This window comes from Affinirhizobium capsici (assembly GCF_977018625.1).
Map to the genome: position 1 here is coordinate 2,209,544 of NZ_CDRNXD010000004.1, position 17,013 is coordinate 2,226,556.

Below are 17,013 nucleotides of genomic sequence, written 5' to 3' on the forward strand. Positions count from 1 at the left end.
CAAATTTTATCCCTGGTTCAACCGAATGGAGACTGAACGGGCATGCGCGTCCAACCCTTCGGAATTCGCAAGTGTAATTGCCGCCGGTCCCAGGGCGCGCAATTGGTCTGCGCCAAGCCGCAAAATGGATGTGCGCTTGACGAAATCCAGTACTGAAAGTCCGGACGAAAAACGGGCAGATCGTGCCGTGGGCAACACGTGGTTGGAGCCGCCGACATAATCGCCAATCACTTCTGGCGTATGGCGGCCAACGAAAATGGCACCCGCATTGCGAATACCAGCAAGAAGCGGATCGGGATCGGCCACTGCCAGCTCCAAATGCTCGGCGGCAATACGGTTGGCAAGCGGCAGGGCTGCCTTCAGATCATCCACCAGAATAATCGCGCCGAAATCGCGCCAGCTTTCTGCCGCCGTGTCAGAGCGGGAAAGCGTCTTCAACTGGCGTTCAACGGCCTTCTCAACCGCTTCACCCAAGCCGCGATCATTGGTCAGAAGAATGGCCTGTGCACCGGCATCATGTTCGGCCTGGGCCAGAAGATCGGCCGCCAGCCAATCCGGATCGTTTTCGGCATCCGCAATCACGAGAACTTCCGAAGGACCGGCGATCATATCAATGCCGACCGTTCCAAACACCTGACGCTTGGCAGCGGCCACGAAGGCATTGCCGGGACCGACGATCTTGTAAACCGGGGCAATGGTCTCGGTGCCATAAGCCAGAGCCGCAACTGCCTGTGCGCCGCCAATGCGATAGATTTCCGAAACACCGGCGATCTTTGCCGCAACCAGCACTGCTGGGTTGATGTTTCCACCGGTTGCCGGGCAAACAATCACAATGCGCTCGACGCCCGCCACACGCGCCGGCACGGCGTTCATCAGAACAGAGCTTGGATAACTCGCCGTGCCGCCCGGAACATACAGCCCAACAGCTTCAATCGCCGTCCAGCGCGAACCGAGGCCGACACCCATGGCATCCTCGTAGATGTCATCCTTGGGCATCTGCCGGGCATGATGGCGCTCGATCCGCTCTGCCGCCAGCTTCAGCGCGTCAACCACGCTTTCATCGACCTCAGCGAAGGCAGCGTCAATTTCGGCTTCCGTCACCCGCAGGCCCACGGCATTCAGATCCACCCGGTCGAAACGCTTTGAATACTCGACAAGTGCTTCATCGCCACGAGCGCGAACATCATCAATGATGGCACGGACGATTGCGTTTACATCCTCGGAGACTTCCCTCTTGGTGGTGAGAAATTCCGCAAAGCGTCTTTCGAAATCGTCCGAAGCCTGTTCCAGCCAGATTGCCACCGTCAAGTCCCTCTATATGATCGAACTGAACGACGAACCGGCCCGGCTGCTTTAAGCCTCGTGGCTCGGCCTGTTTTCAGTTCCCCAGACACCGCCGGTATCGGCCAGCTGCGCCTCTATGCATTCGACATCCAGGCTGATCGCAGAGCCGCCCGCCAAGGTCAACTCAATCACCCCGTCCGGTCCATCGTCTTTCTTGCTGAACCGAATGGCCAGCAGGGAATAGACCGCTTCCTTATCCTGCCGGTTGACGCCGAGCGTGCGCACGGCGCTAACCCGCTTGAACGTCACCACTGCGCGGCGGCGCTCAAAGCCTTCCTTTGCACGCTCTGCCTTTTCCCAGACAAAGCGGTTCACCACAAGGCAGAACTGACCGCGCTTCGGCCACCATTCCAGGTCTGCTGCCTTGAAAACACTGTCCTGCATGTGGGCCGAAATGATCTGAAGATCTTCCTCGTCCAATGCAAGCAGCTTCAGTTCCGTCATCTCTACCATCTTCAATCCCTTACGCAGCTGCCTTGCAACCACTTCTTGGGGTCAGAGATAGGATGCCGCCCGGCGGGAAACAACTGCCGGGCGGTCGTCGGAATACAAGATGCTTATTCGCTGACGCGCTCAACCACGGCGCCACAGCGGGTGAGCTTTTCTTCCAACCGCTCAAACCCGCGGTCCAGGTGGTAGACGCGGTTGACCAGGGTCTCGCCTTCGGCCGCAAGGCCCGCAATCACCAGCGAGACGGAGGCGCGAAGATCGGTTGCCATCACTGGCGCTCCCTTGAGGCGCTGGACGCCTTCCACGCGGGCCATCTGGCCGGAGAGCGAAATGCGCGCCCCAAGGCGGGCGAGCTCCTGCACATGCATGAAACGGTTTTCGAAAATCGTCTCGGTAATGTGCGAAACGCCAGAGGAACGGGTCATCAAGGCCATGAACTGCGCCTGAAGATCGGTCGGGAAACCGGGGAAGGGTTCGGTCACGATATCGACGGGGTGGATACCATTGCCATTGCGCACCACGCGAATACCGGTTTCCGTCGCGGTGATCTCAGCTCCAGCCTGCCGCAGTGTTTCCAGCGCCGTATCAAGAAGCGCAAGGTCCGTGCCTTCCAGCGTCACGTCTCCGCCGGTCATGGCAACGGCCATGGCATAGGTTCCGGTCTCGATCCGGTCCGGCAAGACGCGATGGCGCGCACCGGAAAGATTGGTTACGCCTTCGACAGTAATTGTCTTGCTGCCAGCGCCCGAGATTTTCGCGCCCATCGCGATCAGGCAATTGGCCAGATCGACAACTTCCGGCTCACGCGCGGCGTTTTCGATAATCGTCGTGCCTTTGGCCAGCGTCGCCGCCATCAGCATGACATGCGTTGCACCAACGGAAACCTTCGGGAATGTATATTTCGCGCCAATCAGGCCGCCGGCAGGTGCCGTGGCATTCACATAGCCGCCATCGATCTCGATCTGCGCACCCAAGGCCTGCAAGCCATCCAGGAACAGATCGACAGGGCGCGTGCCGATGGCGCAACCGCCCGGTAGCGAGACCCGTGCGCGGCCTTCGCGTGCCAGCAGCGGCCCGATGACCCAAAAGCTGGCGCGCATCTTGGAGACGAGCTCATAGGGTGCCGTGGTGTCGGCAATGGTTCGGCAGGTAAAATGGATCGTTCGGGAATAACCATCTTCCTGGCGCTCGCGGCGACCATTGACGGCGATATCCACGCCATGATTGCCGAGAATGCGCATCAAGCCTTCCACATCGGCGAGATGCGGCACATTCTCAAGCGTCAGTGTATCGCTTGTCAGAAGTGAAGCGATCATCAGGGGGAGAGCAGCGTTCTTCGCGCCTGAAATGGGAATGATGCCGTGCAGCTTGTTGCCGCCAGAAATTCGGATGCGATCCATTCACTTTGAACGAGCCTTCGCGGCTCGCCTTTCCTGTTACAGGCAGACAGGCAGGTTCTCAAACACTGCCGCCGCCGCCACACTCTTGTTCGTCACGTCAGCCATTCGCCGCGTAAGCGCCGGTTGGCCGTAAATCCCCCGCAAGTCCCAGACTTAACGCGTCCTTAGACGAAATCACCCAAGGCTTCAATTCGATTGCCTGAATGTGCGGCCGTGCCCAGCTATCAATCGTCCGATTCGTCCGATTTTGCGGCAGGCAGCCCCTCGCTCAAATCGGCATCGCCTGCTCGGCGCGCCCGCGCCTGTTGCTTGCGCCGAGCCAGATTTTCACGCAGCTTCTGTGCGGCTCTGGCTTTACGCAATTCCGTTTCGGTTGGCTGGGGGCGCTGGGGCTTCAACGGTATCGATTCGTCTCTGTCTTTCATCCGTTCACTCTACTTCAGGGCGCTGCAAACCAAAACAGCCCTCGGCTCCCGCCAGTTTTGACAGATTTGTGGCGTTTGCGGCTTGCACTCCTCAACAAGCTATGGCAATAGGCCCCTCGTTCCGGCGAGGCAACAGCCTGCACCGAAGATGCTGCGGTAGCTCAGTGGTAGAGCACTCCCTTGGTAAGGGAGAGGTCGAGAGTTCAATCCTCTTTCGCAGCACCATTTACACTTACTCCTTTTATTGTTCTCCCCTCATTGTTGCATGAGCAGAGAAATTACTGGTTCTACGTGCTGGCCATTAGGAAAGCAGAAAGCTTCTTCGGCGATATTCGATGCATATTCGAGTGATTCGCGCATGCTCTTGCCAAGGGTGTTGGAAGGTTCAGCGTCCCCACCAAAGCCTGCAAGCGCAGCCTTGCTCGACAGCAGACATATCGAACAGTTTCCTTGGGGGATTTGATGAACGCGGTACAAATGAGCGGCGAAGAGGTTCTGGAAATCATTGCCTTTCGGCTGCATGCGCAGGAATTTTGTGTTCGCACCACATCGATCCGTGAAATTCGCGGCTGGGCTCCGGTCACCCCGCTGCCACACGCGCCTTATGATGTGATTGGCGTGATGAACTTGCGCGGCACGGTCATCCCGATCGTGGATCTGGCTGTGAAGCTCGGCATGCATAATACAGAAGTGAACGAGCGCAGCGCCATCGTCGTTGCCGATATCAAGGGCATGACGGTCGGCCTGCTGGTAGACCGTGTTTCCGATATCATGACCATCCCATCCTCGCGTCTCCAGCCGGTTCCGGCTGCTGCAGGCTCCAGCGGCGCTTTCTCCGATGGCCTTATTGCGCATGATAGCGGCATGATCTGCTTCCTGAACCTCGAGCGCATGTTTGAAACGGGCAGCGACGATTGGGGCATGGTCGCCTGATCAGACCGAACTTTCTGGTCTTTGAATCAAAAAGCGCTGCATTCCGCGGCGCTTTTTCATTTGCAGTAGAATTTCAGAAACTCGCAGCCAGCCTGCGATGGATTGTCTTGAGGTCACCGTGGCGTCGTGCATCGAGTGTCTCTTCCCAATCCAGCGCCGTAGCAATGATGTGGTCAAGGCTCGCATGTTGCGGTCGCCAGCCCAGGATATCGCGAGCGCGCGACGAATCCGCCACCACAGCGGCGGTATCTCCCAAGCGGCGCGGGCAGTAGCGCACGCGGAAGTCCCGACCGTGGACGCGTTTGACTGATTCCACCACCTGCAAAACGGAATAGCCTTCACCATAGCCGCAATTGGCGGTCAGACATGCGCCGCCGCGCCGCAGATAAGACAAGGCGTTCAAATGTGCAGCAACCAGATCGCTGACGTGGATGTAATCGCGCACGCCTGTTCCATCCAAAGTCGGATAATCCGTCCCGTAAACGTCGAGTGCGTCCCGGCGTCCCAAGGCGGCCTCACAAGCAAGCTTGATGAGGTGGGTGGCCCCTTGTGTGGAAAGTCCAGTCCGCCCTTCGGGGTCAGCGCCGGCAACGTTAAAATATCGCAGCACGACATAGCGGAACGGGTAGGCATTGGCCGCATCACGCAACATCATCTCGGACATAAGCTTTGATTGCCCGTAGGGATTTTTTGGAAGTGTCGGGTCGGATTCGCGAACGAGTCCCTCACCGATATTGTCACCATAAACAGCCGCCGTGGAGGAGAACACGAAATGCTCAATGCCCGCCTCTATGGCTGCTGACGCCAGCACGCCGGTCTTGGACGTGTTGTTTTCATAATATTCCAGCGGGTGCTGCACCGACTGAGGAACAACGATCGAGCCTGCAAAGTGCATGATGGCATCAATCCGGTTCTCGGCGAAAATACGCCGCAGGATCTCACGGTCGCCCACGTCGCCAAGGTAGAAGCGCGCTTCATCCGGTACGGCCCAACGAAAGCCGGTGGAAAGCCTGTCGAGAACGACAACTTCCTCGCCCGCATCGAGCAACGCCAACACCATGTGGCTGCCGATATAACCTGCTCCGCCTGTCACCAGAACTGTCATGTCCGATGCTCCCCTGCCAGTCTTGATTGGAGCTCATCCAACCATCACAGGCTTCAGGAGATCTTACTGGCGGGCCGCAAAGCAAACTATTGTAATCGCTATAGAAAATGAAGAATTTCGATAATCTGTGCAATTTTAGATATTCAGGCCGTATCGGTACGAATTTCCAAGTTTATCAAAGCTTGGAGATATAGTCCGCCAAACGGGACGCCGCGTGCGAAATCTGGCCCGGATCACGCAGGAAACAGGCTCTGAGAAAGCTTTCGCCCCCGGGGCCGAACGCCGTTCCAGGTGCCAAGCCCACCAAAGTCTTATCGACGATGTCGAAGGCGGCGCGTCTCGGATCATCTATGCCATCGATCCGCAGGAAAGCGTAGATGGCTCCGCTCGGCTTCAAAGTCTGGGCCCGATTGGTGGCGATGAGTGTGTCGCAGAGAATATCGCGCGAGGTTTTTGCCCGCTCGAAATTGGCGCGCACGAAGTCGTCACCCTTTTCCAATGCCGCGATGGCCCCGCGCTGCATGAAGGGTGTGAGACCGGAGCTTGAATACTGGATGAGGTTTTCCAGCACCTGGCCGATTTGCGGCGGTGCTACGATCCAGCCCACGCGCCAACCGGTCATCGACCAGTTCTTGGAGAAGGAATTGGCATAGATGATCCGGTCACCATCTTCCTGCACATCAAGGAAAGACGGCGCGCGCCTACCCTCATAGAAGTAAAGCGCGTAGATCTCATCCGCGATGATCCAGAGGCCGTGCTTTCGGGCAAGTGCCAGGATGGCCTTCAGGTCATCATGCGTTGCGGTCCAGCCTGTCGGGTTCGAAGGTGTGTTGATGAACAACGCTTTGGTGCGGCTGGTAATCGCCGCTTCCAGCTTGCCGATATCGAGCGACCATCCCCCATCGATGAAATCGACGGGCACAGCCACGGGCTTGGCACCGGCCACGCCAACGGCTGCCACGATGTTGGGCCAGCTCGGTGTCAGGTAAACGATTTCGTCACCAGCCGATGTCAGCGCCTGGACGCAGAGGTTTATGGCATGCATGCCGGAACTGGTGGCAAAGAAATGGTCGGTGGAGAGGCTCACGCCGAAGTGGCGCTGATAATAGTTGGAGAGAGCCTGGCGCAACTCCGGCAAGCCGCGCTGCCAGGTATAGAAGGTTTCCCCCGCATCGAGAGAGGCTTTTGTTGCCTCGTTGATGAAGGAAGGAGAAGGCAAATCACCTTCTCCCGCCCAGAGCGGAATAAGCCCGTCACGCCCCCTGGCGTAATTCACCAGTTCCACAATGCCGCTTTGCGGTGCGGCAAGCGCGCGAGCGCTCAGGCTTTCCAGAATCGTCATGAGGGCGGTCTCCGTTCTCCACCCTCATACCCCAAGTATCTGGCGAAATCTCATTCCAATCCGTGAGAAGGGGATCGAAAATCTTGATGACAAATCAAGGCGTGCGCGTCCGCAAGAGATCGCGGATTTCCGTCAGCAATTGCACATCAGCTGGCGGCGGCGCCGGTGAGGCCTCGGCTGGCTTCTTCTCTTCGGCGGCGCGAATCCGGTTCACACCCTTCACCATTAGGAAGATGATCCAGGCGAGGATAACGAAATTGATCACCACGGTGATGAACTTGCCATAGGCGAACACTGCGCCCTGCGCTTTTGCTGCCTCCAGCGTATCGGCCGTGACCGCTGAACTGAGCGGAAAGAAGTAGTTGGAGAAATCGATGCCGCCAATCACCACGCTGACAACCGGCATGACGACATCGTTGACGAGCGAATTGACGATACCGGTGAATGCTCCGCCAATGATGATACCGACCGCCAGATCGACCACATTTCCCTTGGCTATGAATGACCGAAACTCGCTGATCATCGACATGGCAGAACCCCTTCCCCACAGCTTCAACAGATATAAGTTTTTCGCAATATAACGCGGCCGTGATCATTGGAAAGGTGGCAGCAAGCGCAGAAGTGCCGCCTCCATTGAACTTTTTGACGAGACGCGGCTCAATTTCCAAGGGCGTGGAATTGTCCTACTATCCCTTCGTCATGCGATTGGGCGCATGTCCAGGGTGAGGCTCACCCTTAGACGGAGGTTCGATGCTGCCTGGCTGGATGATATTGCTGTCCGCTTGCGGCTATATTCTCCTGCTCTTTGCCGTTGCCAGCTATGGTGATCGCAGGGCACGGAAATTCGGCGTGCCTAAAATTGGCAGACCTGCCGTCTATGCGCTGAGCCTTGGGGTTTACTGCACATCCTGGACCTATTTCGGCGGTGTGGGCCTTGCTGCGCATAAGGGGCTGGAATTTACCGGCATCTATATCGGCCCCATCCTCGCCTTCATATTCCTTATGCCGCTCATCCGCCGGATCGTGGAACTGGCAAAGGCTGAAAAGCTGACATCCGTGGCGGATTTCATCGCCGCCCGCTACGGCAAGAATTCTGGCGTGGCGCTGCTGGTCTCGGTTATTTCGCTGATCGGAGCCATTCCTTACATTGCCCTTCAACTCAGGGCCGTTTCCAGTTCCGTCACGGCCATGGTCGATCCCTCGGCATTTGGCCTGGGCAGTGGCAACCTCTACTTCATAGACCTTGCCTTGATCGTCACGCTCCTCATGGCTGTCTTCGCTGTCATGTTCGGCACCCGCCATGCGGATGCCACTGAACACCAGGACGGGTTGACGCTGGCGGTTGCCATGGAATCGCTGGTGAAGCTCATCGCTTTCCTGACGATAGGCCTGACAGTTCTCTTCGTCATTTTCGATGGTCCTGCCGATTTATGGCAAAAGGCCTCGGCAAGCCCTCTCGTTCACTCAGCGCTTGATTATCAAACGCCGGTTTCCCGCTGGCTGTTGTTGATTGGTCTTTCGGCCTTCGCCATTCTGATGCTGCCCCGGCAGTTTCATGTCATGGTGGTCGAGAACCGCACAGCGGGCGAACTGAAGCGTGCGACGTGGCTCTTTCCGCTTTATCTCATCGCCATCAACATCTTTGTTCTGCCTGTGGCCATGGGTGGCCTCATCACCTTTTCAGGTGGCGGCAATATGGACCTTTATGTCCTGCAATTGCCCTTGAGCCAAAACCTGCCCTTCATTTCGCTGATCAGCTTTATCGGCGGATTTTCCGCCGCCACCGCCATGGTGATCGTGGAATCGGTCGCGCTGTCCATCATGATCTCGAACGATATCGTGATGCCGATTTTCCTGCGTCGCAAGCTGATGACGTCGAGAGATGACCGAGCCTCCTTCGTCAAGAACCTCCTGCGCATCCGCCGCACGGCCATCTTCGCCGTGCTTCTTCTCGGCTATGCCTATTATCGTGCTGGCGATAGCGAAACCGGACTTGCTTCCATCGGCCTTTTGGCGTTTGCGGCAACGGCACAGATTGCCCCTTGCATGCTGGGCGGGCTGATGTGGCGACGGGCCAATGCGCGCGGTGCCATTGCGGGCATGGCTCTCGGTCTCATCGTCTGGGCCTATCTGCTCTTTTTGCCAAGCCTTGGCGGGCCGAACAATTCGGCCCTTGCCTCCACCATTCTCGATTTCCTGTTTCCCGGCACAAGCATTTTTTCCGGCCCTCAGGCAGACCCGCTGGTCAATGGCGTCCTTCTCAGCCTCATCGTCAATTGCGCGGGCTTTGTCATCGGATCGCTGTCTCGCAATCCAAGACCAGTTGAACGCATACAGGCAGGTATTTTCGTCAAGCGCCAATCGCGCTCGCAATTTGCAACGAAGGGCTGGAAAACCCGCGTCAGCGTTGGCGACCTCAAGGCAGCAATCGCACGCTATCTCGGCGAGGAGCGGATGCGCCGATCCTTCGCCAATTATGAGCGCACCGCCGGGCGGCGCCTGACCGACGATGCGGCGGCAGATATGGCGCTCATCCACTTTTCAGAACAATTGCTGGGCAGCGCCATCGGCTCATCCTCCGCAAGGCTCGTCCTCTCGCTCATCCTGCAAAAGGTGGAGGATGCCAGTTCCGATACAGCCTGGCTTCTGGACCAGGCCAGTGAGGCGCTGCTTTACAATCAGGATATCCTGCAAACGGCTCTTTCGCAGATGGACCAGGGGGTTGCCGTCTTCGATAGTTCCGATCGCCTCGCCATCTGGAACCGGCGCTTCCGCAACCTGCTCGACCTTCCCGAACAGGTAGGGCAAGTTGGCTATCCGCTGCGCGACATCATCGATCTTCTGGCTGAGCGAGGCGTCATTTCGCAAGAGGATTCCGCCCTCATGATGGCGCGGATCAAAACCTTCGACACCCCCTTCTCGCTGGTTTTACGCAACGGTGAACGGGTTATTGAAATTCGCTCCAATGCCATGCCGGATCAAGGCATCGTCGCGACCTTCACCGACATGACGGAGCGCATGGCCGCTGCAGAAGCTCTGAAGCAGGCCAATGAAACGCTGGAACAGCGGGTGGAAGAGCGTACATCGGAACTCACGCGGGTGAACCGCGCACTGGCCGAGGCCCGCGCCGCAGCCGATGAAGCCAATATTGGCAAGACCCGCTTCTTCGCCGCAGCCGGTCACGATATCCTCCAGCCGCTCAATGCAGCGAGGCTCTATTCGTCTTCGCTGGTTGAGCGCCTGGGCGAATCCGACAACAGCCAACTCGTCCATAATATCGATTCCGCACTCGAATCGGTGGAAAGCATTTTGGGCGCAGTTCTCGATATTTCGCGTCTGGATACCGGAGCCATGAAACCGCGTTTCAGCACCGTTCCACTTGGCGAACTCTTCCAGCGCATCGAAACGGATTTTGCGCCGATTGCGCGGGAGAAGAACCTCAAGTTCAAAGTTTTGCCAACCACGCTCTCGGTGCGAACCGATGCGAACCTGCTTCGGCGTCTGGTGCAAAATCTGGTATCCAACGCGATCAAATACACGATCAGCGGCAAGGTGCTGGTGGGTGCGCGCAGGCGGGGCAAGGATGTTGTGATAGAAGTGCTGGATTCCGGCATCGGCATCCCCTCCTCCAAATTCAAATCGGTGTTCAAGGAGTTCACAAGGCTGGATGAAGGAGCGCGAACCGCGACCGGTCTCGGTCTTGGTCTTTCCATCGTGGACCGCATCTCGCGCGTGTTGGCGCATCCGGTCGAACTGACATCGACACCCGGTCGCGGAACGATTTTCCGTGTTCGCTTGCCGCGTGAAAAGAGCGCGTCTGCGCCCGCCTCCAGCGCACGTGCCACTCGCGCCCATCCTCAACCCCTATCTGGCCTTCGCGTGCTGTGCATCGACAACGAAACCTCCATTCTGGAAGGCATGAAGCTTTTGCTGACCGGCTGGGGATGCAGCGTCTCGACCGCAAGCTCCATCGATCAACTTTCCACCCTTCTCAGCAGTGGCGAGCCTGTTCCCGATATCGTGATCGCGGATTATCACCTGGATGTGGGCAGTGGAATCGATGCGATTTTGACGGCTCGCTCGCTTGCAGGTTCTCCCCTACCCGGCCTTGTGATCACCGCCGATAGAACCCCGGAAACCCGGGCAGAAGCTGAAAAATACGGGCTTGGCCTCCAGCACAAGCCGGTTAAGCCCGCTGCCCTCCGCGCCTATATCACGCAGGTCGCTGGCTTGCGTCGTGCCGCAGCTGAGTGAATATCGCATTCATTCACGGTTCATGACACGCTTGTGACAATGTTCAAATCACAATAGAGGCTGAACGCGCGGAACCCCTCCGTGGAGTGCGCGTTTAGAGCGGTGTTCAGTACAACCTAAACTGCTTTGATGCCCGATCATCCTGCCCGAAGAGGCCCATCGGATCGCTGACCCTTAGGTTCAAGATCCGCCCAAGGAGAACGCGACCGATGAAACGCTATGACCTCATTGATGGTATGCGAGGTTATTTCCTCGTTTTCATGCTGATCAATCACCTTGTCTTTGCCGGTGGCTACTGGCTGGTCAATATCAACCACAACCAGTTGGCTTTCGTTGAAGACGCGCAGGGCTTTGTGTTTTTGTCCGGCCTGCTGATCGGCATGGTCTATGTGCGCAAGATGGCGAAGAATGGCTATGAGTTCGGCCGCAATGCTATCTATTCACGCGCCTTCGAGCTTTATCGTTACGCAATGGCGATCGTCATCTGCGTTCTGGCCGCGCAAATGGTGCTGCCGGGTGCCTATTACATTTGGTACAACTGGCTCGGTTACACAACATTCGACGATCCGATCCGTCTGGCGGCGATTGCGAGCTTTGTGTTCCAGCCGACCTTCATGGATATCCTGCCGCAATACATCGTCTATATGATCTTCGCGCCGATGCTGGTGAAGCTGGTGATCGATGGCAAGTGGGCGCATGTCATGGCCGGGTCGCTGGTGCTCTGGATGGCCGGTCAGCTGGGCCTCCAGAAGCTCGTGACCGAACCTTTGAACAATTTCTTCATGCGTCCTGACGATCAGGGCATTCGCGCCTCGTTCAACCTTCTCGGCTGGCAGATCGTGTTTTATTCCGGCCTCGTGCTGGGTGCGATGACCTCGCTCAACAAGATCAACTGGACAGGCATCTTCTCTGCAAAGAATACGTTCATCCCTACGATCTGCGTACTTGTCTGCGCCTTCTTCCTGCCGCTACGCATCCTGACCGCGCATGGCATGATGCCAGCCGAACTGGTGGGCAAGTTCGCGACGATGGAAATTCGCGCGGATTTCGGGCCGGTCTATCTCATCAACTTCGTCGCAGCGGCAACCCTGATTACCTGGCTGGTCATCGCGGGTCCAAAGCACAAGTCGCTCTGGGTACAGCGTATCGGCAACGCCATCATCTGGGTCCTATCGCTGAAATTCCTGCAGCTGCTCGGCCGTCACTCGCTCTATGTATACGTATGGCACGTCGCCATCGTCTACGGCGTCTACTATCTCGATGGCCGCACACCGGAACTGTCGCAATTGACCAAGACCGCGATCGCCGCCTGCTGCATCGGTCTACTGGCACTGCCCGCACTGTGGCGCGAGCGCGAGAAATGGCTGCCGCTTGGCCAGACACCGGATGCCATGAAGGTTCCAGCTGTTAAGAAGGCCTAAAAGCTTGGTATTGATCTCAAACGGCGCCTCCCTTGGGCGCCGTTATGCTTTTTCGGAAACCAGAATTGTATTCGCCAGCATAACAAGCGTGACTGAAAGGCCTTGCCGCTGATAATCGAGCTGGCAATCGCTACCGTAGCTTTTTGCGAGACGCCTCACCAATTCTGTGCCGAAGCCGGTGACAGAAGGCGGCTCGACAGGCGGACCATCCCGTTCCTCCCAGTTCAACTTCACCCATCGTGTCGGTTCAGCCTCACCACTGTTGTCATCATCCTGCTCAAACACCTGCCATGCAATGCGAATGCGCCCGCTCTCGCGAGACAGTGCTCCATATTTGAAGGCGTTCGTGCCGAGCTCGTGCAAGATGAGGCTGAGCGAGATGATGGAGGAACCGTTGAGTTCCAGCGCTGGCCCCTTGAAGCTTAGCCTGTCCCCAAGCGTTATTCCAAGGGGCTCCAGCGATGACAGGATTGTAGCCTGCATCGTGGCACTGCCGCCATGCAGGGAGCCTCTGAGAAGCGCGATGGAATGGCCCATGGCCTGGATACGTTGGCGGAGCTGCGTTCCTAGCTCCTGTGGCGTGCTTGCGTGGCGTTGCGAGAGCGAAATGAGACCGCTTGTGGTTGCGAGCAGGTTCTTCAGGCGGTGGTCAACCTCCTCTGACACCAGCTGCTGCAATTGAAGATGCCGTGTCAGATCCTCTTGCGCCTTGGCCTGCTGTGCATAGGCGGTGAAGAGCAATCTCAACAGGCCGAGGTCAATTGCGACGACAACGAAAAAGAAAGCAAGTGCCGTTGCTGATTGCGCATTGAGCGTAAAGCTGAGACCAGGCGGAATAAACCAATACCAGGCAACCACTGCCGATATGATCGCATTCAAGAGTGCCGGTCCCATGCCAAAAATAAAACCGGTCAAAATCACCGCAGGAAAAAAGGTGAGATAAGGAAAGCCAGGCGGCAGATAAGGATCGACAAGAAAGCGCACGACGATGGCAAGCGCTTCCACAGCAAGCGACAGTGCGTAGGTTACCAGGATTTCTTGACGGTTGGCAGGTGAGAGCGTGAAGCGGAAGGCAGGCAACCGAGGCAATAAGTTAACAAGACTGAAGCTGCGCTTCACACTTGCAGGTGAAGACGCGCCCTCCGTCATGTTACCGACGTTGGAGGCATAGTGCCTGTCCGCTTTATTCATCCAGTTTCCTTATTGTCCGCCCCCTGCGCTCACTTACCTCATCTTCCAACCGGTTGTCGCTAGGACACCACGATATTAGCTGTCCATCACGGTCAAAAATATTCAATTCTGTGACAGACTTGCCCTCCGCCGAGGAGACGGCGAAGGGTGGATGACTAACACGTCGGAGCCGCGTTATTTCGCAGGCTTCAGCGACGAAATGATTTCGATCAGAGTTTGCGTGTGCTTTTCCTGCTCACTCTTCGTTCCCCAATAGGTAACCAGCAGAATCTTGTCTGGCGAGGGAGACAAGACTGTCAGAGCAATGCTGACGTCACCATCGTTGTCCTTGCCGGACCACTCGAAGTTCGTCATCTTCATACCATTGATGGCATTTTCGCTCTGCTTCTGCGATGCCTCGTCTACCTTTACGCCATTCTTGTCGAGAAACTTGATGGCTTCATCGACTGCTTTACCGGCATCTTCCGCATTGGCAACATCAACCGAGATATAAATGGCTTCATCATCGGACGTCGCTTGAATACCTGTATCCGTCTCTTCCGGACCCCAGCTATCGGGTATTGTGATCGAGGCGACGGGCTTGTCGCTAGGGAATGAGAGTGTCTTGGCAAAAGAGACAGCAGGAAACATAAAAGCTGCCATAGCAGCGGCGGCAAAAAGCTTCTTCACGGAAAATATCCTTCGTAGAACAGTGGCCCTAGATAAATGACAATCTCTAAATGAATCAGAATGTCATTATCTTAGTAGCCGTACAATACAAATCCTGTCTCCAGGATTAACGGCACTCATTCCATCAATTTCTGAAAAACTATAATATAACTCTCAATCACTTTATTTGTGAATCGGAAGTAATATTCCAGATGAACAACTGGCAAAAAAATAGGCCCCCGAAGGAGCCTATTGTCTGAACTGCGAAGGAAATACCGTATCAAGCGGCCTTCTGCTCTGCCCCATAGGGGTTAAAGCGCGTGTAGAAGGTCTCGCCCTTGGCCGCCATGTCCTTCAAAAGCGGTGTCGGCTGGAAATGGTCGCCATAGCGTGCCGCCAGCTTTTCGCAAAGCTCCACGAAGGTCTTCACACCCATGCCGTCGATGTAGGACAGCGTACCGCCGGTATAGGGCGCAAAACCGAAGCCGAGGATCGAGCCGACATCCGCCTCGCGTGGATCGGTCACAATCCCCTCTTCCATGGTGCGGGCTGCTTCCAGGGCAATGGTTACGAGAAGGCGCTGCTTCAGCACATTCACATCCACTTCGGATGCGTGCTTCTGGGGGTAGAGATCCTTGAGGCCCGGCCAGAGGAACTTCTTGGCGGGCTTTGCAGGATATTCGTAGAAGCCCTTGCCATTCTTGCGGCCACGGCGATCCAGTTCATCGACCATCTTGTTGATGAGCGTCATGTGCTCCGGCTTCACCGAGGCTTCGCCGAGATCGGCAATGGAGGCCTTCATGATCTTCTGGGAAAGATCGACTGCCACTTCATCATTCAACGAAAGCGGACCAACTGGCATGCCAGCCATCTTGGCGGCATTTTCGATCATGACAGCCGGAACACCTTCCGCCAGCATGTCATAGGCTTCATTGATGTAACGGAAGACGCAGCGGTTGACGTAGAAGCCGCGTGTATCGTTCACCACGATAGGCGTCTTCTTGATCTGGCCGACATAATCCAGCGCCGCGGCCAAAGCCTCGTCACCCGTTTCCTCGCCCAGAATAACTTCCGTCAGCATCATCTTCTCGACCGGCGAGAAGAAGTGAACACCGATGAACTGCTTTGGACGCTTGGAGTTCTTCGCGAGACCTGTGATTGGTAATGTCGATGTGTTGGAGGCGAAAATTGCCGTTTCCGGCAGAATGGCCTCAACCTTCTCGATCACATCTTTCTTGACCTGACGGTCTTCGAAGACTGCCTCGATGACCAGCGGAACATCGGATAGCGTGGTGTAATCCGCCGTTGGCGTTATCAGCGACAGAAGCTTTTCGCCGTCTTCCTTGCTCATGCGGCCCTTGCCCACCTGATCAGCCACCAGCTTTTCAGAATGCGCCTTGCCCTTGGCAGCAGCTTCTTCATCGCGATCGATCAACGAAACTGCAATGCCCGCAGCAGCAGAAACGTAGGCGATGGAAGCACCCATGAAACCCGCGCCGACGACACCGATCTTGGAAAGCTTCTTCTTTTCCGGTCCCGCTGGGCGGCGCGCGCCCTTGCCCAGTTCCTGCATGGAAATGAACAGTGAGCGGATCATCGAGAAGGCTTCGGTGGAGCGCAGAATTTGCGTGAAATAGCGCTGCTCGATCTTGAGGCCCGTATCGAACGGAACTTGTAGACCTTCGTAAACGCATTTCAGGATGGCGAGAGCACCCGGATAATTGCCTGCCGTCTCACGGCGCAGGATTGCCGGGGCCGCTGGCCAAAGCTGTGCGGAAGCAGGCGTCCAGATGCCGCCGCCCGGTACCTTGAAGCCCTTTTCATCCCATGGCGCGACCGGCTTCAACCCGTCCTTGATCATCTGCTTGGCAGCAGTAATCAGCTGGTCTGGCTCGACTACCTGATGAACGAGATTCATGGCCTTGGCGCGCTGCGGCGTCAAAGTTTGCCCTGTGGTCATCATCTGCAACGCGTCCTGCGTATTGGCCAGACGCGCCACACGCTGCGTGCCGCCAGCGCCGGGGAAGATGCCGACCTTCACTTCAGGCAAAGCGAGCTTCACCGATTTCGCATTGGACGCCACGCGACCATGGCAGGCAAGGGAGAGTTCCAGCGCGCCGCCCATACAAACGCCATTGATGGCGGACACCCACGGCTTGCCGCAGGTTTCGATTTTGCGCCACAGCCAGGTCATGCGGCCTGCCACGTCGAAGAGCTTCTGCATCGCCGTTTCAGGGCTCTTTTCCTGCTCTTCATGCAAAAGCTGGAACATGCCGCGGATCATTGTCAGATCCGCACCGCCGGAAAAGGTTGACTTGCCGGAGGTAAAGACGACGCCCTTGACCGCCTCGTCCTTCACGACGGCATCCACAATGGCATCAATCTCGTCCATCACCTCGACGGTGAAAACATTCATGCTCTTTTCGGGCATATCCCAGGTAACGAGAGCAATGCCGTCTGCATCTGTCTCAACGGTGAAATTCTTGTAAGTCATTGTCAT

13 protein-coding genes and 1 tRNA gene are annotated in these 17,013 nt (G+C 56.7%); 4 read left to right on the forward strand and 10 right to left on the reverse strand.

Features of this window, described 5'->3' with window-relative positions; translation table 11 throughout:
• Positions 1–6 precede the first annotated feature (6 nt).
• The 4 genes from hisD to AC0JZ1_RS13995 form a co-directional block, all read right to left on the reverse strand.
• Positions 7–1,302 carry a histidinol dehydrogenase gene (gene hisD, locus AC0JZ1_RS13980; protein ID WP_471882951.1) on the reverse strand — a complete coding sequence of 432 codons (1,296 nt, stop codon included), beginning with the start codon at positions 1,300–1,302 and terminating at the stop codon, positions 7–9.
• Positions 1,303–1,353: 51 nt separating this feature from the next.
• Complete coding sequence (locus AC0JZ1_RS13985) at positions 1,354–1,788, reverse strand: DUF2948 family protein (RefSeq protein ID WP_471882952.1); 435 nt, start codon at positions 1,786–1,788, stop codon at positions 1,354–1,356.
• A 113-nt stretch (positions 1,789–1,901) separates the two neighbouring features.
• Positions 1,902–3,194: a UDP-N-acetylglucosamine 1-carboxyvinyltransferase gene (gene murA, locus AC0JZ1_RS13990; RefSeq protein WP_471882953.1), complete on the reverse strand. Its 1,293-nt coding sequence runs from the start codon at positions 3,192–3,194 to the stop codon at positions 1,902–1,904.
• A gap of 224 nt (positions 3,195–3,418) precedes the next feature.
• Positions 3,419–3,619: a hypothetical protein gene (locus tag AC0JZ1_RS13995; protein ID WP_471882954.1), complete on the reverse strand. Its 201-nt coding sequence runs from the start codon at positions 3,617–3,619 to the stop codon at positions 3,419–3,421.
• Between the two features lie 150 nt (positions 3,620–3,769).
• Here AC0JZ1_RS13995 and AC0JZ1_RS14000 point away from each other — a divergent pair.
• Together AC0JZ1_RS14000 and AC0JZ1_RS14005 are read left to right on the forward strand one after the other, a co-directional pair.
• Positions 3,770–3,844 (forward strand) — tRNA-Thr (locus AC0JZ1_RS14000).
• 237 nt (positions 3,845–4,081) lie between these two features.
• The gene (locus AC0JZ1_RS14005) at positions 4,082–4,552 is read left to right on the forward strand and encodes a chemotaxis protein CheW (protein WP_471882955.1); all 471 of its coding nucleotides are present in this window, start codon (positions 4,082–4,084) and stop codon (positions 4,550–4,552) included.
• Between the two features lie 73 nt (positions 4,553–4,625).
• Here AC0JZ1_RS14005 and galE read toward each other — a convergent pair whose 3' ends face one another.
• The 3 genes from galE to mscL form a co-directional block, all read right to left on the reverse strand.
• Entirely contained in the window at positions 4,626–5,657 is a 1,032-nt protein-coding gene (galE, locus tag AC0JZ1_RS14010; protein ID WP_471882956.1) for a UDP-glucose 4-epimerase GalE, read from the reverse strand.
• Positions 5,658–5,832: 175 nt separating this feature from the next.
• Positions 5,833–6,999: a pyridoxal phosphate-dependent aminotransferase gene (locus AC0JZ1_RS14015; protein WP_471882957.1), complete on the reverse strand. Its 1,167-nt coding sequence runs from the start codon at positions 6,997–6,999 to the stop codon at positions 5,833–5,835.
• Between the two features lie 94 nt (positions 7,000–7,093).
• Positions 7,094–7,522 (reverse strand): large conductance mechanosensitive channel protein MscL, encoded by a 429-nt coding sequence (gene mscL, locus AC0JZ1_RS14020; RefSeq protein WP_471883454.1) that lies wholly within the window; start codon positions 7,520–7,522, stop codon positions 7,094–7,096.
• A gap of 227 nt (positions 7,523–7,749) precedes the next feature.
• Between mscL and AC0JZ1_RS14025 the strand changes: the two genes are divergently transcribed.
• Positions 7,750–11,253, forward strand: coding sequence for a PAS domain-containing hybrid sensor histidine kinase/response regulator (locus AC0JZ1_RS14025; protein ID WP_471882958.1), 3,504 nt, complete (start codon positions 7,750–7,752; stop codon positions 11,251–11,253).
• Between the two features lie 209 nt (positions 11,254–11,462).
• Positions 11,463–12,674, forward strand: coding sequence for an OpgC family protein (locus AC0JZ1_RS14030; protein WP_471882959.1), 1,212 nt, complete (start codon positions 11,463–11,465; stop codon positions 12,672–12,674).
• Positions 12,675–12,716: 42 nt separating this feature from the next.
• Here the strand turns inward: AC0JZ1_RS14030 and AC0JZ1_RS14035 are convergent, their stop codons facing one another.
• The 3 genes from AC0JZ1_RS14035 to AC0JZ1_RS14045 form a co-directional block, all read right to left on the reverse strand.
• Positions 12,717–13,865 carry a sensor histidine kinase gene (locus AC0JZ1_RS14035; RefSeq protein WP_471882960.1) on the reverse strand — a complete coding sequence of 383 codons (1,149 nt, stop codon included), beginning with the start codon at positions 13,863–13,865 and terminating at the stop codon, positions 12,717–12,719.
• A gap of 174 nt (positions 13,866–14,039) precedes the next feature.
• Complete coding sequence (locus tag AC0JZ1_RS14040; RefSeq protein WP_471882961.1) at positions 14,040–14,534, reverse strand: histidine kinase; 495 nt, start codon at positions 14,532–14,534, stop codon at positions 14,040–14,042.
• A 259-nt stretch (positions 14,535–14,793) separates the two neighbouring features.
• Positions 14,794–17,007: a 3-hydroxyacyl-CoA dehydrogenase NAD-binding domain-containing protein gene (locus AC0JZ1_RS14045; RefSeq protein WP_471882962.1), complete on the reverse strand. Its 2,214-nt coding sequence runs from the start codon at positions 17,005–17,007 to the stop codon at positions 14,794–14,796.
• Between the last annotated feature and the right edge of the window lie 6 nt (positions 17,008–17,013).

Bases quoted from the DNA above. Each gene is read 5' to 3' on its own strand.
- murA (WP_471882953.1), bottom strand. From the start codon at position 3,194: ATGGATCGCATCCGAATTTCTGGCGGCAACAAGCTGCACGGCATCATT.
- AC0JZ1_RS13985 (WP_471882952.1), bottom strand. From the start codon at position 1,788: ATGACGGAACTGAAGCTGCTTGCATTGGACGAGGAAGATCTTCAGATC.
- AC0JZ1_RS14030 (WP_471882959.1), top strand. From the start codon at position 11,463: ATGAAACGCTATGACCTCATTGATGGTATGCGAGGTTATTTCCTCGTT.
- AC0JZ1_RS13995 (WP_471882954.1), bottom strand. From the start codon at position 3,619: ATGAAAGACAGAGACGAATCGATACCGTTGAAGCCCCAGCGCCCCCAG.
- AC0JZ1_RS14015 (WP_471882957.1), bottom strand. From the start codon at position 6,999: ATGACGATTCTGGAAAGCCTGAGCGCTCGCGCGCTTGCCGCACCGCAA.
- galE (WP_471882956.1), bottom strand. From the start codon at position 5,657: ATGACAGTTCTGGTGACAGGCGGAGCAGGTTATATCGGCAGCCACATG.
- AC0JZ1_RS14005 (WP_471882955.1), top strand. From the start codon at position 4,082: ATGAACGCGGTACAAATGAGCGGCGAAGAGGTTCTGGAAATCATTGCC.
- AC0JZ1_RS14025 (WP_471882958.1), top strand. From the start codon at position 7,750: ATGCTGCCTGGCTGGATGATATTGCTGTCCGCTTGCGGCTATATTCTC.
- AC0JZ1_RS14035 (WP_471882960.1), bottom strand. From the start codon at position 13,865: ATGAATAAAGCGGACAGGCACTATGCCTCCAACGTCGGTAACATGACG.
- mscL (WP_471883454.1), bottom strand. From the start codon at position 7,522: ATGATCAGCGAGTTTCGGTCATTCATAGCCAAGGGAAATGTGGTCGAT.
- AC0JZ1_RS14045 (WP_471882962.1), bottom strand. From the start codon at position 17,007: ATGACTTACAAGAATTTCACCGTTGAGACAGATGCAGACGGCATTGCT.